15 protein-coding genes are annotated in these 20,789 nt (G+C 66.5%); 5 read left to right on the top strand and 10 right to left on the bottom strand.

Annotated elements, in window-relative coordinates:
* The first annotated feature begins 5 nt into the window (after nucleotides 1–5).
* A complete protein-coding gene (locus D1604_RS01385) occupies nucleotides 6–1,082 on the top strand; it encodes a PA0069 family radical SAM protein (protein ID WP_119411895.1) in 1,077 nt (358 codons plus the stop codon).
* On the opposite strand, the gene D1604_RS01380 is transcribed toward D1604_RS01385, so the two are convergent.
* Nucleotides 1,083–2,324, bottom strand: coding sequence for a class I SAM-dependent RNA methyltransferase (locus D1604_RS01380; protein ID WP_233551871.1), 1,242 nt, complete (start codon nucleotides 2,322–2,324; stop codon nucleotides 1,083–1,085).
* A 157-nt stretch (nucleotides 2,325–2,481) separates the two neighbouring features.
* Here D1604_RS01380 and D1604_RS01375 point away from each other — a divergent pair, with 157 nt between their 5' ends.
* Entirely contained in the window at nucleotides 2,482–3,135 is a 654-nt protein-coding gene (locus tag D1604_RS01375; RefSeq protein ID WP_119411893.1) for a glycine zipper 2TM domain-containing protein, read from the top strand.
* A 73-nt stretch (nucleotides 3,136–3,208) separates the two neighbouring features.
* Here the strand turns inward: D1604_RS01375 and D1604_RS01370 are convergent, their stop codons facing one another.
* The 6 genes from D1604_RS01370 to D1604_RS01345 form a co-directional block, all read right to left on the bottom strand.
* Complete coding sequence (locus D1604_RS01370) at nucleotides 3,209–3,934, bottom strand: TlyA family RNA methyltransferase (RefSeq protein ID WP_119411892.1); 726 nt, start codon at nucleotides 3,932–3,934, stop codon at nucleotides 3,209–3,211.
* Nucleotides 3,935–3,938: 4 nt separating this feature from the next.
* Nucleotides 3,939–6,680 (bottom strand): valine--tRNA ligase, encoded by a 2,742-nt coding sequence (locus D1604_RS01365; protein ID WP_119412402.1) that lies wholly within the window; start codon nucleotides 6,678–6,680, stop codon nucleotides 3,939–3,941.
* Between the two features lie 137 nt (nucleotides 6,681–6,817).
* The gene (locus tag D1604_RS01360) at nucleotides 6,818–10,195 is read right to left on the bottom strand and encodes a class I SAM-dependent DNA methyltransferase (RefSeq protein ID WP_119411891.1); all 3,378 of its coding nucleotides are present in this window, start codon (nucleotides 10,193–10,195) and stop codon (nucleotides 6,818–6,820) included.
* 176 nt (nucleotides 10,196–10,371) lie between these two features.
* On the bottom strand, nucleotides 10,372–11,589 hold the full coding sequence (gene hutI / locus D1604_RS01355) for an imidazolonepropionase (protein ID WP_373561205.1): 1,218 nt from the start codon (nucleotides 11,587–11,589) through the stop codon (nucleotides 10,372–10,374).
* Nucleotides 11,589–12,491: an agmatinase family protein gene (locus tag D1604_RS01350; protein WP_233551801.1), complete on the bottom strand. Its 903-nt coding sequence runs from the start codon at nucleotides 12,489–12,491 to the stop codon at nucleotides 11,589–11,591. The genes hutI and D1604_RS01350 overlap by 1 nt, the downstream gene beginning before the upstream one ends.
* Before the next feature lie 20 nt (nucleotides 12,492–12,511).
* A complete protein-coding gene (locus D1604_RS01345; protein WP_233551870.1) occupies nucleotides 12,512–13,213 on the bottom strand; it encodes a UTRA domain-containing protein in 702 nt (233 codons plus the stop codon).
* A gap of 86 nt (nucleotides 13,214–13,299) precedes the next feature.
* Between D1604_RS01345 and hutU the strand changes: the two genes are divergently transcribed.
* Genes hutU through D1604_RS01330 form a run of 3 tightly spaced genes read left to right on the top strand, consistent with a single transcriptional unit; the run spans nucleotide 13,300 to nucleotide 17,070 of the window.
* Nucleotides 13,300–14,976, top strand: a complete 1,677-nt coding sequence (gene hutU, locus D1604_RS01340) for a urocanate hydratase (RefSeq protein ID WP_119412401.1) — start codon at nucleotides 13,300–13,302, stop codon at nucleotides 14,974–14,976.
* Nucleotides 14,977–14,980: 4 nt separating this feature from the next.
* Nucleotides 14,981–16,513: a histidine ammonia-lyase gene (hutH, locus tag D1604_RS01335; RefSeq protein WP_119411887.1), complete on the top strand. Its 1,533-nt coding sequence runs from the start codon at nucleotides 14,981–14,983 to the stop codon at nucleotides 16,511–16,513.
* A gap of 56 nt (nucleotides 16,514–16,569) precedes the next feature.
* Nucleotides 16,570–17,070: a hypothetical protein gene (locus D1604_RS01330; protein ID WP_233551800.1), complete on the top strand. Its 501-nt coding sequence runs from the start codon at nucleotides 16,570–16,572 to the stop codon at nucleotides 17,068–17,070.
* 33 nt (nucleotides 17,071–17,103) lie between these two features.
* Here D1604_RS01330 and D1604_RS01325 read toward each other — a convergent pair whose 3' ends face one another.
* Genes D1604_RS01325 through D1604_RS01315 form a run of 3 tightly spaced genes read right to left on the bottom strand, consistent with a single transcriptional unit; the run spans nucleotide 17,104 to nucleotide 20,779 of the window.
* Nucleotides 17,104–17,865 carry a peptidase gene (locus D1604_RS01325; RefSeq protein ID WP_119411885.1) on the bottom strand — a complete coding sequence of 254 codons (762 nt, stop codon included), beginning with the start codon at nucleotides 17,863–17,865 and terminating at the stop codon, nucleotides 17,104–17,106.
* A gap of 50 nt (nucleotides 17,866–17,915) precedes the next feature.
* Complete coding sequence (fni, locus tag D1604_RS01320; RefSeq protein WP_199683673.1) at nucleotides 17,916–18,929, bottom strand: type 2 isopentenyl-diphosphate Delta-isomerase; 1,014 nt, start codon at nucleotides 18,927–18,929, stop codon at nucleotides 17,916–17,918.
* Between the two features lie 35 nt (nucleotides 18,930–18,964).
* Nucleotides 18,965–20,779 (bottom strand): PPC domain-containing protein, encoded by a 1,815-nt coding sequence (locus D1604_RS01315; protein ID WP_119411884.1) that lies wholly within the window; start codon nucleotides 20,777–20,779, stop codon nucleotides 18,965–18,967.
* Nucleotides 20,780–20,789: the final 10 nt, after the last annotated feature.

The raw sequence follows: 20,789 nt of genomic DNA, 5'->3' as shown, positions 1-20,789 counted from the left end.
CGGCCATGAGTAAGGCGATCAACGGACGCGGCGCACGCTCCAACGCCTCGGGTCGGTATGAAGCCGATCGGCGCGAGGCCTATGACGACGGCTGGACGGATCAGGACGAGGCGGTTCCTCCGCTTCGCACGACTCTGTCCCCGGAACGCGCCCGCACCATCATCGCCAAAAATACGAGTCCCGACGTCGGCTTCGATCGCTCCATCAACCCCTATAAGGGCTGCGAACATGGCTGCATCTACTGCTACGCCCGTCCGTCCCATGCCTGGATGGGCCTATCCCCGGGCCTGGATTTCGAGAGCCGGATCTTCTTCAAGACGGACGCCGCGCGTCTGTTGGAACAGGAACTCTTAAAGCCCCGGTACGTCTGTCGGCGCATCCACATAGGGGGCAACACCGACCCCTATCAGCCGGTCGAGCGCGAAACATGTTCTACCCGCTCGATCCTTGAGGTGATGCAACGGTTCAACCATCCCTTCAGCATCATCACCAAATCGGTGCTGATCGCGCGCGACGCCGACATCCTGGGCGATATGGGACGGACGGGCCTGGCCTCCGCCTTCGTCTCCATCACCACATTGGACCGCAAGCTGGCGCGGGCGATGGAGCCGCGCGCGTCAACCCCTGCCAAACGGCTGGAGGCGATCAGCCGTCTGGCCGACGCGGGCTGCCCGGTCGGCGTCGGCTTCGCTCCCGTCATCCCCGGTCTGAATGATCATGAGCTGGAAGCGGTGCTGGAGGCGGCTCAGAAGGCCGGTGCGACCTCGGCCATGTACGTGACCCTGCGCCTGCCGCTGGAGATCAAAGACCTGTTCCGCGAATGGCTGGCCGACGCCCGCCCTGATCGCGCGGCGCGCGTCATGTCCCTGATCCGCCAGACGCGCGGCGGCAAGGACTATGATCCCGACTGGTCGCAACGGATGAAGGGAACCGGCCCCGTCGCCGAACTGATCGCTACGCGCTTCAAGGCGGCGATCAAACGCTATGGACTGGACGCCCCGCGGCAGTCTCTGGACGTGACCCAGTTCCGCGTCCCGGCCGACGCCCGACCTCAACTGGACCTGTTCGATCTGGCGTCCTGATCAGCGCCGGAAGACGCCGACCAGTTCGATGTGGGTCGACCAGATGAACTGATCGATCGGTGTGACCTTCTCCAGCCGGAAACCGGCGTCGACCAGCACCCGCGCATCGCGGGCGAAGGTCTGGGGATTGCAGGACACCCCGACGACGACCGAGGCCTTGGTCCCCGGCAACTGCTGCGTCTGCTCCAGAGCGCCCGCGCGCGGCGGGTCCAGCACGATAGCCTCGCAGCCCTTGAGGTCATAGGGCGACAACGGACGGCGGAACAGATCGCGCGCCTGAGCTTCGATTCCCTTCAGACCCTGAGCCGTGCTCATGCCCGCCTTCAGAGCGGCGATGGAAGAAGCAGCAGAATCGGCAGCGGTCACGCTGGCGACCTCGGCCAGCGGGAAGGTGAATGTGCCGGCCCCACAGAACAGATCGGCGACCTTCTTGGCCCCCTTCACCGCCGCGACCGCGCGCGCGACCATCGCAGCTTCCGCAGCGGGCGACGCCTGCAGGAAGGCGCCCGGCGGCAGGGGTACGGAGGCGCGCCCGAACCGCACGCGCGGCTGGCGCGCCATGACCAGCGTGTCGCCATCCAGACTGAGCCGCGCCAGATCCGCTTCGGCCGCCGCCCCGATGGCCAGCGCCAGTTGATCTCCGTTCAGGCCGCCTGACCGCTTCTCAACGCCGGTCACGTCAACATCCAGACCGCTATCGGTCAGGGTGACATGCAGGGTCGGCGCCGATTTCGGATGCCCCAGCAAGGGCGCGGCGACTTTCTCCAGGGCGGGCAGAGCCGCCGTCAGCTGCGGATCCGACAATGGACAGTCGGTCAGTTCGACCACGCGCCACGACTTGCGCGCCTTGAACCCGAGGATGACCCGCCCGTCCGGCGCCTTGCGCGCGTGCAACGCCAGGCGCCGACGACTGCCCAGCGGCGTGGCCACGGCCGCCTCGACTTCAGTCTCCAATCCCTCACGCGCCAGCGTCTGGATGACCACCTCGCGCTTCCAAGCCAGATAGGGTTCCTCGGCCCAGTGCTGCAGCGGCGCCACGCCGCATTCGGCATAGGTCTGCGAGTGGATCGGGCGCCGATCAGGGCTGGCCTCGATCAGGTCGAAGCGCTCGGCCCGGCCGTCCTTGACCTCGGCGGCGACCACCTCGCCCGGCAGGGCGCCCGTCACGAAGACCGGGCCGTCGGCGGTGTCGGCGATCCCGTCGCCCTGATGGCCCATGCGGGCGATGGTCAGCGTCTGCATCATGCGCGCCTTCTAGCGACATCTGCGCAGAAATCGAAACATGAACGAAGATGAACGAGGCGCTCAAAAGCCGTTCAGCTTCGCCGTCCTATCAATGGCTGCAACAGACGGCGGCCTGATCCGTTCAGGTGCGGCATCCGTCGAAGGAACAGAAACGATGATCGCTCTCATCTCGAAAAAAGCCTCGGCCGCCGCCATCGCCGCCCTGGCCTGCGCCTCGGCCGTCGCCCTGCCCGGCGTCGCCTCGGCCCAGAGCTACGGCTACGACTATCCGCCTGCCTATAGTTACGGCGCCAACGGCTACAGCCAGGGAACCTATTACGACCCCTGCGTCCGCGATCAACGTCAGCGCGCCACGACCGGCGGTGTTCTGGGCGCCGCCATCGGCGCCATCGCCGGGTCCCAGATGGCGGCGCGCGGCCGTCGCACCGAGGGCAGCGCCCTGGGCGGGGTTCTGGGCGCCGCGATCGGCGCGGGCGTGGGCAACAGCTCGGCCGCCTGCGACAGCCGCTACCGCCGCGACGCCGACTACGGCTATCAAGGGACGTATGTCCCGCCGGCCTATGGTTATGACAACCGGGGTTACGACAGCCGCAGCTATGACAATCGCGCCTATGACCGTCGTTATGACGACCGCCGCGACAGCTATGACTACTATCGGGAGTATCCCGACACCTACGCCTCTGCGCCCCGCGACGCCGATCAGTGCCGCCTGGCCGAGAGCAACATCCGTCTTCCCGACGGTCGTATGGAGACGCGCTACGTGCGCACCTGCATGGATCAATCGGGCCGTTATCGCGTCGTCGATTAAGTTTCAGCCCCCCTGTCAATCGACGATGTGAAGAGGGCCGCCGGCGATCCGGCGGCCCTCAAATCGTTTCAGCTCAGGGTTTTTGCGCCCAGAGCAGGAACTCGACATTGCCCTCGCCGCCGGTGATCGGACTGTCGGCGACCTCACGCACGCTCCAGCCGCCAGATTCCAGCCAGTCGCGCACGCGGGCCACGGCTGCGGCATGCGCCTCGGGGTCCTTGACCACGCCTTTCTTGCCGACGGCCTTGGGGCCCTCCGCCTCGAACTGAGGCTTCACAAGCGTGATCAGGTCCGCCCCCGACGCCGCCAGTTCGAGGGCGACTGGCAGCACCTTCAACAGGCTGATGAAGCTGGCGTCGCAGACGATCAGAGACGGCGCGTCGGTGATGATGGCGGGCGTCAGATCGCGGGCGTCTGTCTTTTCCAGATTCACAACGCGCGGATCGGCGGCGACTGTCGGGTGAAGCTGTCCCGTGCCGACATCGACGGCGAAGATTCGGGCCGCGCCGCGATCCAGACAGACCTCGGTGAAGCCGCCGGTCGAGGCGCCGACGTCGAGCACGACCCGCCCCTCAACCGAAACCGGCCACAGGTCCAGCGCTCGCTCCAGCTTCAGCGCGCCGCGTCCGACCCAGCGATGGGCGGCCTCGGCCTCGATGACGGCGTCCTCGGCGACCTTTTCCGACGGCTTGGCGATCGCGCGGCCGTCGGCTTTCACCAACCCCGCCTCGATGGCGGCGCGGGCGCGAGCGCGGCTGTCGAAGACGCCCCGCGCGACAAGAAGCTGGTCGATCCTCACGCCCTTACAGGGATTCCAGCCGCTTCAACGCAGCCTGCAGGCGGGCCTTGCCCTCCTCCGCTTCGGCCAATTTGGCGCGCTGTTCATCGACGACTTCCGGCGCCGCACGCGACACGAAGTTGGGGTTGCCCAGCTTCTTGTTCACATGGCCGATGTCGCTGTCGAAGGCGGCGATTTCTTTCTCGAGGCGCGCGCGCTCGGCGGCGAGGTCGATGATGCCCGCCAACGACAGGGCGACCGTCGCCCCGCCCGAAACGAAGGTCACGGCCCCGGCCGGCGCGGCCTCGGCCACGGCCAACTCGGACACGCGGCCCAGGGTCAGGATCAGGTCGCGGTGGCGCGCGATGCGCTCGCCCGTGGCTGCGTCCGGGGCGACGAAGGCCAGCGGCGGCTTGGCCGACGGCGGCACGTTCATTTCGGCTCGCAGGGCGCGGATTTCACCGATCAGATCGACCAGCCAGCCGATCTCTGCCTCGGCAGAAGCATCGACAAAGGCGTCCGGCAGCACCGGCCAGGTCTCGCCCATCAGCAGGCCATTACGAGCCGGGCCTTCCTTGCCCAGTTCGGCCCACAGTTCCTCGGTGATGTAGGGCATGACCGGATGCAGCAGCTTCAGCGTCTGGTCGATGGTCCAGGCGGTCATGGCGCGTGTCTCGGCCTTGGCCGCTTCATCGGCGCCGTTGAATACCGGCTTGGCCAGTTCCAGATACCAGTCACAGAAGACGTTCCAGATGAAGCGATACAGGGCGCCCGCCGCATCGTCGAAGCGGCCGCCTTCAATGGCGTCCGACACCTGACGCTCGGCCTTGGTCAGTTCGCCGCGGATCCAGCGGTTGATCGTCTGCTGCACGGTCGCAGGGTCGAACCCCTCCACCCGACGCGCCTCGTTCATCTGGCTGAAGCGGGCGGCGTTCCACAGCTTGGTGCCGAAATTCCGATAACCTTCAATGCGCTGCTTCGACAACTTGATGTCGCGTGTGCCCGACAGGATCGCCATGGTGAAGCGCAGGGGGTCGGCGCCCAGTTCGTCGATGATGTTCAGCGGGTCGATGACGTTGCCCTTGGACTTCGACATCTTCTGGCCCTTCTCGTCGCGGACCAGACCGTTGATGATGACGCGCTTGAACGGGACTTCGCCGTCCATGAAGTGGATGCCCATCATCATCATCCGGGCGACCCAGAAGAAGATGATATCCGCCGCCGTGACCAGATCGCTGGTCGGATAGAAGCGCTCCAGATCCTCGGTCTTTTCCGGCCAGCCCATGGTCGAGAAGGGCCACAGGGCGGAACTGAACCAGGTATCCAGAACGTCCTCGTCCTGGGTCAACACGACCTCGGAATCATAGTCCGACAGAGCCTGTTCGCGGGCGTCCTCTTCCGTTTCGGCGACGTAGATTTCGCCATTCGGGCCGTACCAGGCCGGAATGCGGTGCCCCCACCACAACTGGCGCGAAATGCACCACGGCTCGATGTTGCGCAGCCATTCGAAGTAGATCTTCTCATAGGACTTCGGCTCGAAGACGGTCGCGCCGTCCTCGACCGCCTTCAGGGCAGGCTGGGCCATGACCTTGGCGTCGACGTACCACTGGTCCGTCATCCACGGCTCGATGACGACGCCAGAGCGGTCGCCGTGCGGGACCATGTGCCTGGTCTTCTCGATCTCGCGCAGCCAACCCTCTTCCTCGGCGCGGGCGACGATGGCCTTGCGGGCGGCAAAGCGGTCCATGCCCTCGTATTCTGCGGGCACGTCCGGCGTGTCGGCGGCGGTGATGCGACCGAAGGCGTCCATGACGTTCAGGGCTTCAAGTCCTGCACGCTTTCCGACTCCGAAGTCGTTGAAATCGTGAGCAGGCGTGATCTTCACCGCGCCCGAACCCTTAGTCGGATCGGCGTAGTCGTCGGCGACGATCGGAATGCGACGGCCGGTGATCGGCAGGGTCACGAACCTGCCGACCAGACCCTTGTAGCGCTCGTCCTCAGGATGAACGGCCACGCCGGTGTCGCCCAGCATGGTCTCCGGCCGGGTCGTGGCGACGACGATGAAATGGCGCGTCTCGAACTCGGTCGCCTTGCCGTCTTCGTCGAAGGCGACCGGGTGCTGATAGGTCACGCCGTCCGACAGGCGATAGGCGAAGTGCCAATAGGCGCCGTCGACCTCTTTCTGCTCGACCTCAAGGTCCGAGATGGCGGTCTGGAAATGCGGATCCCAGTTCACCAGACGCTTGTCGCGATAGATCAGGCCGTCCTTGTGCAACTGGACGAAGACCTTGCGGACAGCGGCGTTCAGGCCCTCGTCCAGCGTGAAACGTTCACGCGACCAGTCGCAGGACGAGCCCAGACGGCGCAGCTGGCGCACGATGGTCCCGCCGGACTCGGCCTTCCACTCCCACACCTTTTCGATGAAGGCGTCGCGGCCCAGGTCGCGGCGGCCGATGTTGCCCTCAGCCGCCAGCTTGCGCTCGACCACCATCTGGGTGGCGATGCCCGCGTGGTCGGTGCCGGGCAGCCACAGGACAGCCTTGCCCTTCATGCGGTGATAGCGCGCCAGGATGTCCTGAAGCGTGTTGTTCAGGGCGTGGCCGATGTGCAGGCTGCCCGTTACGTTCGGCGGCGGAATGACGATCGAATAGGCGTCGGCGGCGCCGTCGGTGGGCTTGGCCGCGCGCGGAGCGAACAGGCCGCTGTCCTCCCACTGGGCGTAGATGCGCGGCTCGGCGGCCTTGGGGTCGAACGTCTTCTCAAGCATGGTCATCTCGTTTCCCCGCGGCGTCGCGCGAATGCGCCGCTGATCGGGGCTGGAATTCTTCGGTAAAGCAAAGGGCGGCCCCGCCGGAACCGCCCTTAAGTGACTTAATGATCGCCGCAGCCCACGGCTAGGTCAAATCAGTGCCGTCGCGGCGAGAACCACTCCTGCCCCGTGCGCTGAATCGACCCCACCGCGGCCAGGATCGCCAGCATCTGCTCAACGCGATCCGTCTTGCGGCGGCCGTTCGGCCCGGCGAAACGGCTTGACAGTTCACCAAGCGACAGCGGCCCGCCCTCAAGCCGCAAAACATCCAGGACTTCTGCGGCCAGCTCTTCCGGAGCCTCCGGCAAGGGACGGATATCCCTTATCTGGGGGCGCAATTTCTCGACCGCCCGAGCTCGGCCCCCCGGCTTCACCCGGTCCTGCTGATAAGCGGGTCGCAAGAAACGGATATCGCCTCTCGCCTCCTGACACGCACGCTCCTGGTTCAACGCCAGCAGGGCCGCCAGAATAGCCTGATCCGTCATAGCCGAAGGCCAGCCATAGGCTCGATGAACCGCCGCATCCAACTCCCGGTGCAGATGATCCAGTTCATCAAACCGACCTGAGCATCGCTCATTATAGAGCACCGTCATCGTCAGGGTGCCGTCCAAAGCCATCAACTCCTGACGTTGGGCCTCGATGGCTTCGGCAGCGACGCCGATCTCCAGACCCGCCATTCCATCGAGACACGGGAACGGAAAGGCGTCGAAACAGGCAGTCTTGTTATAGACGGGCCGGTCCTCGAGGCGCCCGCCCTGCGCCAACGCCCACAGCCCATGCGCACGGGACGACAGCACGCCCAGAACACGTGGATCATCCGACGCGACCGCCACCACCGTGTTGTCAGGCAGAACATCCGCATCCAGAAAGCGGAACCAGCGGTGTTTGGATTTCTCGACCGTAGCGATGTAGCGGGGCAGCCCGCGCAAGGCGTCGCGAAAGGCGCCTCGCGGCTCACCGAACACCCACCATTTGTCGCGATAGGCGGCCCGACTGTTCCGGTCACGCTCGACCTTCACCGTGTCTGTCAGGCGCCCAAAGAGCTGTGGCCAAAAGCGCCGGACATCGTCCTCCTCCAGCCCGTACAGGTCGATCACTTTCACGCCGCGAGGGCGGGCCGCCAGATCGCGCCCGTTTCGATAGGCCCGGATCGGCGGCGCATCCACGCCATCGCGCGCCAGTTCATCGGCCTCGCTCTCCGAAACGATAAAGCCCGCGCCGTGCAGCTTGACGCCCGGCGAACACAGGAGTGCGTTCGCCCTCAACGGCTGCGCGGAGGACACCCCGCCGCCTATGGTCAGATCGGCGCCGATATCGCCCCGTTTTTCATCGAACTGAAGGACGATCTCCCGGCCTGCATCCGGGCGCTCCTCGCGGATCGTCAGCAAACGTCCCTGTCCGTTCGGGGCGCCGCGCTCGGCTACAGTCATGGCGATACGCACCTCAGCGCCGCGTTCCTCGCCCTTGCTCCAGGGATGGTCAGGAATGGCGAAGGTCAGCCGCATGGGCGGCTCTCCGGTCAGGTGATGCTCCAGCACGCGGCGCGAGAAATTCTGAGTGATGGAGTTGGTGGTGATGAAGCCGAACCGCCTCAGTTGACTCCTGGGCGCCGTCAGGATTTCAGCGGCGCGATCCCACCATGCCATGACCAGGTCGGCGGAGCGGAATCGCCCCTGCCGCACATGCCACAGGGCGTCGACATAGCCATCGCCTAGCTCGCGACGAAGGTTCTTGCCCGCAATGAAGGGCGGGTTGCCGATGATGAAGTGGGCGACAGGCCATTGGGTGGGCTGGGGCCGACGATAATGCACGACCTCCGTTTCCCGGTTGAACCGCCACAGACTGATCGGGCGGCCGCGCGCATCGCGATGCAGATCTTCACCCGCCGACACGAGCAGGGCGTCGGCCCGGATGATGCGGTCGCGCCCCCGTCTTGGGGCCAATTGGCCGGCGGCGGCCAGCTGGGACAGCGCCTCTCCGTTGCGGATGCGCCATTGCAGGTACCCGATCCACATGACGACCTCGGCGATCGAGGCGGCGTGGTCGGATTTCTCAATGCCCCAGAACTGGGTCGGGTTGATCTTGCGGCGCACAGCCGCGTCGGTCGCCTCGCCTCCCAGTTGCTGCAAGGCGCTGAGGACGTCCCTCTCCAGGTCCTTCATCATGGTCATGGCGACATAGAGGAAGTTGCCCGTTCCGCAGGCGGGGTCCAGCACCCGGATCGTGCATAGTCGTCGCTGGAACCGCCGGACCGCCGCTCGTGCAGCCACGGCTTCGCCCCGGGCGTAATCGCTGAAAGCACAGGCTCGCACCGCCTCCCACTCCGTGCGCAGCGGGTCTATGATCGTCGCATCCACCAGGCGCTGCACATAGGCTCTCGGCGTGTAATGCGCGCCCAGTTCGGTGCGGTCTCCGGGTTCCAGCGCGCGCTCCAGAAAGCTTCCGAAGACAGCAGGCTCGACGGCGGACCAGTCGCAGCCGGCGGCGCGTATCAAAACCTCCAGATCAGCCTCGCTAAGCGGCAGCGCCACCTCCTCGCGGAACAGACCGCTGCCGAACGCCGGCACATCCTGACGCAAGGCGGCGCAGTGGCCTCCGCGCGCCAGACTGCGAAATACGGTCGCCGCGCTCAGGTGAAAGCGGGCTGCATGACCGCGATAGCTTTCCAGCAGCGTCAGAAAGCCCTTTTGGCGGATCAGACCAACGCTGTCGGCGTACATCGCCAGGATGCACTGCATCACGAACATGAAGATGCGACGATCCGTGATCGGCTGAAACGCTTGCGATGGATCATGCAGCGCCCGAGCCCGCATCGAACGCACCAGGCGCCCCAACACGCCCGAAATCTCCTGCGTCGCCGCATTCACCGGACGTTGCGGGTCAAGGCTGCGGGGGGCGTCCCACACCTTTCGCAGACGTTCCCTGATCGCCGGATCACGCAAATCCGTCAGATCGATGCGGCTGCTCTTCACATCTGGAAACGGCGCATAGCCCCTCCCCGCCCGCTCGAAGTCAGCCCACAGGTGAATGGCCGCGCCGACATCGACCATCATCAAGAACGGCGGACATTCCGGCAGGGCCGCCGCATAGTTTTCAGCTTGAGCGTGCGCCTTTCCCATCAAGCGATTCAAGGCCTCCACGCCGCCCTTCGGCGCCTTTCGTCCAGGGCCATTCAACAGCGCCGCCAACTGACGCAGGTCCATATCCTCGCCCGTAGCCTGTTGGGGCGACAGCTTGAGCTCCATCACGAAAGAGCCGTGCTTGAAGCAGTCGATGGATTTGTTGCTGATGCGCCCCTCGCCGAGAGGGAATTTCACCGTGCGCTCGAAACAGTAATCACGGTCCCCAACCGCCTGCTGCCCCGGCGCCGCGACGCCCAGGACGGCGCAGAGTTCGATGATGAAGCTCTGGCCGTTCGCCCTTTCGCTGATCGTCGCCTCGCTCCAGCGCGCGATGAATTGTTCGACGTCCATAAGCTGGTTCCTCCCCCGAAGAACCTAACCTTACCGCGAATAAATATATAACTACAACTTATTCGAGCAATCAGGACAACGCCCACGCCGACCGCCTGAACGCGGCCGCCCTAACCGAGAGAGAAACAAATGTATCGAGTAACGGCACGAGGCCGCGCTCTCGCGGACCGCTTGCGTCAGAGTCCGGCTGCGCGACCCGCCACATAGCGGCAGTGCAGCAGCGGCTTGCCCAACCAATAGGCCAGTTCGGCCGGGCGGCTGATGTCCCACACGGCCAGATCGGCGGCCTTGCCCGCCTCCACCGTGCCGATCTCATCATGCAACCCTAGCGCGCGGGCCGCATTGCGCGTGGCGCCCGCCAGAGCCTCTTCCGGCGTCAGACGGAACTGGACGCAAGCCAGATTGATCGCCGCCGTCATCGAGGCGACCGGCGAGGTGCCGGGATTGCAGTCCGTCGCCACCGCCATGCGCGCGCCGTGCTGGCGCAACAGGTCGATCGGCGGCGCCTGCGTCTCGCGCAGCATCAGGAAGGCGCCTGGCAGCAGCACTGCTGTCACGCCCGCCTCAGCCATCGCCTTCACGCCCGCCTCGGTCGTGTGCTCGATATGGTCGGCCGACAGGGCCTGATAGCGGGCGGCCAGCGCCGCACCGCCGCCGTCCGACAACTGGTCGGCGTGCAGCTTGACCGGCAGGCCCAGTTCCTCGGCCTTGTCGAACAGGCGGCTGACCTCCTCGACCGAGAAGGCGATGGGCTCGCAATAGGCGTCCACCGCGTCGACCAGTCCTTCGGCGTGGGCGGCGGGCAGGATTTCATCCACAGCCTTGTCCACATAGGCGGCGCGGTCGGCCTTATGCTCCGGTGGGACGGCATGAAGGCCGAGATAGGAGGTGCGCACCCGCACCCCGGCCCCGCGCCCTATGCGACGGGCTACGCGCAGCATCTTCAGTTCGCTGTCGTGATCCAGGCCATAGCCCGACTTGATCTCGACCGTGGTGACGCCGGTGGCCTTCAGCCCCTCCAGCCGCGCCAGAGCCGAGACGTAGAGCTGATCCTCGCTCTCTTCGCGCGTGGCCCGCACGGACGAGACGATGCCGCCCCCGGCACGCGCGATCTCTTCATAGGTCGCGCCTTCCAGCCGCCGCTCGAACTCGCCCGAGCGGTCGCCGCCGAAGACCAGATGGGTGTGGCAGTCCACCAACCCCGGCGTGACCCAGCGCCCGCCCAGACGATCAGTTTCCACAGCCTTGTGCACAGGCAGGTCCGCGCGTGGCCCGACCCAGACGACGCGCCCATCCTTGATCAGGATGGCGGCGTCCTCGATGGCGCCGTAGGGCTCGCCGCCCTCGGTCATGGTCGCGACGCGGCAGTCGGTGATCAGCAGATCGGCGTCGATCATCGTGCAGCGACCCCAGCCAGAATTTCACAGAACCAGCGACCCGCCGTCAGGGAGCCGAGGTCGCCGACTTCCAGCGACGGGTCGTATTCGGTCAGGTCGACGGCGCGCACCTTGGAGCAGGCGCCGATGGCGCGGGCGGCGTCGAAGAAGTCGTGGACCGACACCCCGCCCGGCCGCGCGCCGGGGCTGGCGGGCCACTGGCTGCGGTCGATGACGTCGATATCGAAGTCGACGTAGATGACTTCGCACAGGGACGACAGCCGCTCCAGTTCCTCGACCACGACATTGGCCAGACCCCGCTGGCGGCACTCTCGCGCGGTGCGGACGCTGATGCCTGAGCCTTCCGCCTTTTCATGGGCGCGGCGGGTGTTGGCGAAGGGGGCGAGGCCGACCTGGCTGATGCGATGACCATCCATGCCGTCGTCCAGCAAAGCCTGGATCGGATTGCCGTTGGTCAGGCCCTGATCCGTGTCGCGTAGGTCGAAGTGGGCGTCCAGCGTCAGGACGCCGACGCTCGAAAGCCCCTTGGCGAGCCCCAGCGCGTGGACGCCCGGCCGGGTGATGGCGTTGTTGCCGCCGACCAGAATCGTGAGGTCGCGATGGGCCTGCGCCGCCACCGCGTCGCGCACCGGCTCAAAGGCATCAAACGGCGAGACGGCTTTCAGCGCCACATCGCCCGCGTCGTGGACCTTGATCTCGAGTTCCATGCCCGTCTCGACATCATAGGTCGACAAACGCGGCAGCACGCCTCGCAGGGCCTTCGGTCCCAGATCGCAACGGCCCGGCGTCAGCGACCGCTCGTTCAGCGGCGCACCGATCAGGGCGACGCGCGCGTCGGGATGATGGCCCACCAGATCGCCGACAGATCGCCACCCCAGGGCTTCAGACGGTTCGCTCATGGGGATCATCCTTTAGCCAATTAACTTTTAGTGGGGGAAAAGCGCGCGACCAGATCATAGGCCGCGCCGGGGAAAATCTGTGAGGCCCAGGTCACGCCCTGACCGTCGCGCCAGGTGCGACGCTCAAGCCGCAGACAGGGCGCGCCGTCGGCCAGCCCCAGACCCGCCGCCGTCTCATGATCGGCGCCGACCGCCGAGATGCGATGCTCGGCCTCGGTCCAGGGCATGTGAGCCAACAGCCAGCCGCCCGGCGGCTGCATCGTGAAGTCGGCGGTCTCCGCCTCCGGCGCCGCCGTCAGTGAAATCAGACGCCGCTCGAACACGAACGGCAGATCATCCGCCAGATGCAGCGTCTGCAGCTCAATCACCCGCTCGCCCAGCCCCTCTTCGTCCTCACCGGCCGGGCGCACGATCCGGCCCAGCAGGCGGTGGGAATAGGCCAGCCCCCGCCCCTCGACCTCGGACTGAATGTCGGGAATGGCGACCAGAGCCGAGGAATGCACCGGCGGATGGGCCACTACGGTCCCGGCGCGGCGGCGGCGCACCACCAGCCCGCGAGACGCCAGATCGGACATGGCGCGCGACACCGTCATGCGGGCGCAACCGTACTCCGTCGTCAGTTCAGCCTCGGTCGGAATGCGGAAGCCCGGCCGCCACTCGCCCGAGGCGATGCGGCGCTCGATGTCGCTCGCGATGCGACGATGAAGCGGCTCCTGATCCATCATGCGAAACTGCCCCTTGCGCGCATTAATGTCTAGACATAACACTGAGCCCAACATTCGACGGCCGAAGCCGCATGGAGGATTCGATGTCCACGCCCAACACTCGCCAGAATACCAGAGTGATCCGCAGCCCGCGCGGGCCGGAAAAGACCGCAAAAACCTGGGCCGCCGAGGCCGCCATGCGGATGCTGATGAACAACCTCGACCCCGATGTGGCCGAGCGCCCTGAAGACCTGGTCGTCTATGGCGGCATCGGCAAGGCGGCCCGCAACTGGCAGGCGTTCGACACCATCGTCGACCAACTCAAGAAATTGGAAGCCGACGAGACGCTGATGGTCCAGTCGGGCAAGCCGGTCGGCGTGTTCCGCACTCATGTCGATGCGCCGCGCGTGCTGATCGCCAACTCCAACCTGGTGCCCAAATGGGCGACGTGGGACCAATTCAACGAACTCGATAAGAAGGGTCTGGCCATGTACGGCCAGATGACCGCCGGATCGTGGATCTACATCGGCACCCAGGGCATCGTTCAGGGCACCTATGAGACCTTCATGGAGGCGGGTCGCCAGCACTATAACGGCGACTGGTCCGGCAAGTGGATTCTGACGGCGGGCCTGGGCGGTATGGGCGGCGCCCAGCCGCTGGCCGCGACCATGGCCGGCGCCTCCTGCATCACCATCGAGTGCCAGCGCAGCCGCATCGAGTTCCGCCTGCGCACCCGCTACGTCGACGTCATGGCCGAGACGCTGGACGAGGCGCTGGCCCTGCTGGAGCAGTCGTTCAAGGACAAGAAACCCTTGTCGATCGGTCTGTTGGGCAATGCAGCTGATCTTCTGCCTGAAATGGTCAAGCGCGGCGTTCGCCCCGATCTGGTGACCGATCAGACCAGCGCGCACGACCCGGTCAACGGCTACCTGCCCTCGGGCTGGACCGTCGCCGAGTGGGAGGAAAAGCGCGTCAGCGACCCCGCCGCCGTCGAGACCGCCGCCCGCGCGTCGATGGCGACGCACGTCAAGGCCATGCTGGACTTCCAGAAGATGGGCGTCCCCACGACCGACTACGGCAACAACATCCGTCAGGTCGCCTTTGACGAAGGCGTCGAGAACGCCTTCGACTTCCCCGGCTTCGTGCCCGCCTATATCCGCCCGCTGTTCTGCCGCGGCATCGGGCCGTTCCGCTGGGCCGCTTTGTCGGGTGATCCCGAGGACATCCGCAAGACGGATGAGGCGATGAAGAAGCTGTTCCCCGACAACGCGGGCCTGCACCGCTGGCTGGACATGGCGGGGGAGCGCATCGCCTTCCAGGGTCTGCCGGCGCGCATCTGCTGGATCGGTCTGGGCGACCGTCACCGCGCGGGCCTGATGTTCAACGAGATGGTCGCTTCGGGCGAACTGAGCGCCCCCATCGTCATCGGCCGCGATCACCTGGACAGCGGCTCCGTCGCCAGCCCGAACCGCGAGACCGAGGCCATGATGGACGGCTCGGACGCCGTGTCCGACTGGCCTCTGCTGAACGCCCTGCTGAACACGGCCTCGGGCGCTTCGTGGGTGTCGCTGCACCACGGCGGCGGGGTCGGCATGGGTTACAGCCAGCACTCGGGCGTCGTCATCGTCGCCGACGGCACCGAGGAAGCCGCCAGGCGCCTGGAGCGCGTGCTGTGGAACGACCCGGCCACCGGCGTCATGCGCCACGCCGACGCCGGATACGACATCGCCAAGGACGCCGCGCGCGAACATGGCCTGAACCTGCCCTCGCTGGACCTGTAAGCTTATGACCGCCACCATTGAAATCGGCGCCGCGCCGCTCACCCTCGCCCAGCTTCGCGCCGTCCTGAACGGTCCGGTCACGGTCAGCCTGACCGACGCCGCCTGGGCCAATGTCGAAAAGGGCGCGGCGGTCGTCGCCGCCATTCTGGCTGAGGGCCGCACCGTCTACGGCATCAACACCGGTTTCGGCCTGCTGGCCAACACCAGCATCGCGGCGGAAGACCTTGAAACCCTTCAGAAGAACCTGGTGCTCAGCCACGCCTGCGGCGTCGGCGAGCCGCTGAGCGAAGACACCACCCGCCTGCTGATGGTGCTGAAGATCGCCAGCCTGTCGAAGGGCGCCTCGGGCGTACGTCGTCACACGCTGGAGACCCTGATCGGCATGGTCAACGCCGAGGTCCTGCCGCTGATCCCGTCCAAGGGCTCGGTCGGCGCCTCGGGCGATCTGGCGCCGCTGGCCCATATGTCGTGCGTCCTGATCGGCGTCAGCGAGGCCCGCTATCGGGGTCAGGTGCTGGACGCTGTTTCTGCTCTGGCCAAGGCTGGACTGAAGCCGGTCGTACTGGGCCCCAAGGAAGGTCTGGCCCTGCTGAACGGCACCCAGTGTTCGACGGCCCTGGCCCTGAATGGCCTTTTCGCGGCCGAAGACGTGTTCGCCGCCGCCATCGCCGCCGGCGGCCTGTCGGTCGATGCGCTTCTGGGTTCGGATGCGCCGTTCGACCACCGCATCCACGCCCTGCGCGGCCAGCCGGGTCAGATCGACGTGGCCCGTCGTCTGCGCGAACTGCTGAGCGGCAGCGCCATCCGCGACAGCCATCGTCACGACTGCGCCAAGGTGCAGGACCCCTACTCCCTGCGCTGTCAGCCGCAGGTGATGGGCGCGACGCTGGACGTGCTGCGCAACGCCGCCGCCATGCTTGAGCGCGAAGCCAACGCCGTGACCGACAATCCGCTGGTCTTCATCGAGGACGGCGATGTCATCTCGGGCGGCAACTTCCACGCTGAACCCGTTGCTTATGCAGCCGATCAGATCGCCATGGTCCTGTGCGAGATCGGCAATATCTCCGAACGCCGCACCTCCATCCTCGTCGATCCCAAGATGACCGACCTGCCCGCCTTCCTGGTCAAGGACAGCGGCGTGAACTCGGGCTTCATGATCGCCCAGGTGACGGCGGCGGCCCTGGTGGCCGAGAACCGCATGGTGGCTCACCCCTGCGTCATCGACACGGTGCCGACCAGCGCCAATCAGGAAGACCACGTGTCGATGGCCACGCACGGCGCGCGCCGACTGCTGGACATGGCCGCCAATACGGCGACCGTCGTGGGCATCGAACTGCTGGCCGCGGCGCAAGGCATCGAGTTCCGCCGTCCACTGACCTCCTCGCCGGAGCTGGAGCAGACCTACGCCATCGTGCGCGAAGCCTGCGGCGCCTATACGGAAGATCGCTATTTCGCGCCGGATATCGCCCGTGCGACCGAGGGCGTCCGTGCTGGCCGCTATCGCGCCTTCGCCGGCGATCTGCTGCCTTCGGCTTGAACTGGACGGCGGTTGAGCGCTTTCGTAATCAAAACGAACGCAGGATGCCGCCGATCATGAGCAGAAGCGCCGTCATTCTGGCCTCCGCCGCCCTGGTTCTGACCGGACTGGGGGCGGCGGGCTGGGCCGTCTGGAACTCCACCTCGGCCGCGCACGGCGGGCGGCCCCCTGGGTACGGCGTGACCGTCGAGGTCGTACCACCGGTCGAGCCGGATCTGCCGCCCGGCTCCATCATGACCGTGGGCGAGCTGCGCGACGGTTATGAACACGATGCGGAGCGCGTCGCCGCCCCTCCCCGCGACGACGAACCCTATGTCGAAAGCGCGTGGCTGGAACTGACGCCGGAACCGTCACAGCCGCCCTATTACGACACGCCGTCCGATCCCGGCCCGCCTCGCTCGTCCCGACCGGCGCTGGAGCTGGAACGCGACGACTACGGCTTCGGCTTCGATGCGCCTCAGCCGGACTACGCCGCCGAGCGCGCCGCGCGTCAGTCGGCGCTGCAGGAACGGCCCCAACATCAAAACAGGCCGGCGGCCGAAGAGACGTTCTATTGAAAAAGGCCCCGGTTTCGCCGGGGCCTTTCTGCATCACCGCATGGTGGTGACCGAAACGGTGTAGTCGCCTTCCTGCGCCGAACTGAGGCTGTTGGCGCGGAAAGAATAGGAGCCGGGACGCAAGGTCTCGGTGATCATGGCGCTGGTCCCGCCGCCGCTGTCGTCGTCGGCGGCCAGGCTCTCGCCATCGCACTGCGGCCCTTCGTGCAGCGAGAGGTAGGCGTCGAACTGCGCCGAATCCATCCGGATCGACACATTGCCTCGGTTGCCGATGTTCAGGGCATAGCAGTCGTAGAAGGAGCCGTCGTCGGCCTGGCGGTCGCTGAACTCCAGACGGCCCTGACGGCTTTCACCGACCGAGATCGGCACGATCTGGGTGGTCGGCCGCAGGCGCTGGCCTTCCGAAACGGTCAGGCGGAACGACCCGGTCTCGCCTTCGCTCAGCGTATTGGCGCGGATGATCCAGTTGCCGCCGTTCGAGATGAAGCGTAGCTGCGAGTCGGTGCCCATGTCCGGCCCGTCGTCGTTCGTCACCGAGGTCTCGTCGCAGTCCGTCCCGGCGCCGGCCATCAGATAGGTGTCGAAATCCGACGACCGCATGGTCACCGTATAGGCCTGACCGGCCTCGGTCTGGACGACGTAGCAACGATAGTGCGAGCCGTCGTCCATGCGCGCGTCCTTGGCGCTGAAGCTGCCGTTGACGGTCTGCCCCGGTCGGATGGAGCTCTGGGCAGCCGCAGCGCCGGCCAGAAGGAGCGAGGACGCCAGAACCGACGTCATCAACACAGCGCGCATGGGAATCTCCTTGGGTGCGACGCAAAAATCTAGGGGCGGAAATGCCCCGCTTATGTGACAGGAAGCAACGGAACTCGTTTCAACGCCGCTAAATTTGAAGCGTTTACGCAGAAACACACGGTACGCAGCTGCCTTATGACCAGTTGAAACTGTTCAATGACGGCCTCGGTCGAGACGGTAGCGGCCTGAATCACGCCCGAGGCCATGCCCACCATGTCGGCGCCCAGCCGGATCGCCTTGGCCGCATCCACCCCATCCCGGACGCCGCCCGACCCGATCAGAAGGGCGTCCGGCAGGGCGTTGCGCGCCTCGGCCAGGGCGCGGGCCGTCGGTATGCCCCATCCGGCGAAGGCCAGGGCATGGGCCTTGTCTGCGGGGTCGGTCGCCCGTTCGCCTTCGATCAGGCCCCAGTTGGCGCCCCCGGCGCCGGCCACATCCACGCCCGCCGCCCCCATCGCCATCAGACGCTGGGCCGTGACGGCGGAAATCCCCGCCCCCGTCTCCTTGACGATGACCGGCGCGTCCAGATCGCGGATCAGGGCCTGAAGCGCCGCGCCCACGCCCCACCAGTCGCGATCTCCCTCAGGCTGGCAAGCCTCCTGAAGGGGGTTCAGGTGAACGACCAGGGCGTCGGCGCCGATCATGTCCAGCGCCCGGCGCGCCTCGTCCCGACCAAAGCCGCGCGTCAGCTGGGCCGCGCCGATATTGGCCAGGATCGGCGTGTCCGGCGCCTTGAGCCTGAGCGCGAAGTCCAGCCCGCCCGCCGCCCCGCCTTCCAGCGCCGCCCGTTGCGAACCGACGGCCAGGGCGATGCCCAGATGCTGGGCCGCTTCGGCCAGACGAGCGTTGATCGCCTCGGCCCTGGCAGGCCCGCCGGTCATGGCGCTGATCAGCAGGGGCGCCTTCAGCCGCCGTCCCAGAAAGTCGACGCCCAGGTCGATCCGGGCATGGTCCACGTCCGGCAGGGCTTCGTGCACGAAGCGCCAGTCGTCGAACCCTGCCGAGACAGCGTGACGCCCTCCGCCCGCCAGCACCACGTCCAGATGCTGATCCTTACGACCCAGGATCAGGGCCGAGGCGGCGGTGTCGCTGGCGTCGTTCAGGGCTGCCGCTCCGTGATCAGCACATAGTCGCCGGTCGAGTTGGCGCTGAAGCTGCGAGCGCGCAGCACATAGGTCCCGTCGCGCGGGGCGGTCCAGCTCAGGCGAGCGTGGGTGTCGGACAGGCTGTCGTCATCCGTGTCCAGTTCGAAATAGTCGCCGTCCTTCTCCTCGCCGACCTCGACGACTGCGTCGAAACTGCTGGCGATCAGGGTGAATCGCAGCTTTTCGTCGGCCTTGGCCTTGAAGTGATAGGCATCATAGAAGACGCCGTCGTCGGTGATGCTCGCGCGTTCGGTCAGGCGGCCGCGCACGGTCGAGCCGATCAACAGACTGCCCGGCGAAGGCTCTCCGCCCAGATCCGTGAGCTCCAGCGAATAGAGCCCCTTGGCGTCGCGCGACCAGGAACGCGCCCGCAGCACATAGTCGCCGGTCTCAGGCAGGGTGAAGATCAGGCGCGCATCGGTCCCCTGACCCAGACCGTCGTCGTCGCTGGCGATCTCGCTGAAATCGTCTTCGTCCTGACCCAGTTGCAGATAGGCGTCGAAGTCGCCCGACCGCATGACGGCCTGAATGCGCTGGCCCTCGGTCCCGCTGAAGACGAAGGCGTCATACAGGCGTCCGTCATCATCGGTGGCGTCGCTGGTCGCCAACTCGCCCTCGACGGTCTGGCCGAAGGCGATGGCGGACGGCGGCGGGGGCGGCGCGATCTCTTCGATCTTGAGCGTATAGGGCCCCTCGCCGCTGGAGAAGGCGCGCGCCTCGATCAGATAGTCGCCGTCCTCAGTCAGGATGTGCGTCAGCCGCGAGTTCAGGTCCCCGGCGCTGTCGTCGTCGCTGGCCAGACTGTTGTGATTGGCGTCGAACAGTTCAAGGAAGGTGTCGAACCCATCGGCCTTCATGGTGATGGCCAAACGCTGTCCGGCCCGGCCGCTGAAGCGGTACAGATCCGCCGGAGCGCCGGAATCGCTGCTGGCGCTATCCGGCGTCAGGCGCCCACGCGCTTCATCGCCGACCGAGACCGGCGTGGCGATCGGCGCGGGCGGTCCCTGCTCCAGCGCCAGTCGATACGTCCCCTGCGCCGAGCCGTCATAGGAGGTGGCGCGGACCAGATACTCTCCGTCCTGAGGCGCCGTGAACACCAGTCGCGCGTTCAGGCTGGCCCCGCCGTCGTCATTCTCGGCCATCTGCACGAAGGCGCCGTTGACGATGCGGCCAACGCGCAGAAAGGCGTCGAAGTCGTCCGATTCCAGATCGATCCTCACCCGCTCGCCCGCCGAAGCCCGGAAGGCGTAGGCGTCATAGCGATTGCCGTCATCATCCTCGGCGCTGTTGGCCCCCAGGCGGCCAGAGGCGTCACGACCGATGGCGACGCGGCCGGGACGCGGCAAGCGCGGCGCGGCGCGCTCCTTCAGCGACAGCCGATAATCGCCGGTCTCCATCCCCGAGAAGGTACGCGCACGCACGATATAGACCCCGGATTCCGGCGCAGTGAAACGCAGGCGCGCATTCAAGCTGCCCGCGCTGTCGTCGTCGCTGGCCAGCGACTGTCGCATCGAGCCTTCGGCGTAGACTTCCAGATAGGCGTCGAAATCATCCGCCGTCATCTCGGCTTCCAGCCGCTGGCCAGCGCGCAGGTTCAGCCGATAGTCGTCATAGCGATAGGCGTCCCCGCCCCGCGTGCGGGCGTCGCCCTCTTCCAGCCGCCCCCGGATGTCGTCTCCCAGTCGGGCGTCAGCCGCCGTCTGGGCCCAGGCCGCGCCGGTGGACAGGAGGGCGACAGCGCTGGCCGCAGCGAACAGGGAATAACGCATAAAAACCTCT

It is taken from the genome of Brevundimonas sp. LPMIX5, assembly GCF_003576505.1.
GTDB classification, from domain to species: domain Bacteria; phylum Pseudomonadota; class Alphaproteobacteria; order Caulobacterales; family Caulobacteraceae; genus Brevundimonas; species Brevundimonas naejangsanensis.
The sequence above is the reverse complement of the archived record's forward strand: the minus strand, read 5'-3'. Positions and strand labels throughout refer to the sequence as shown.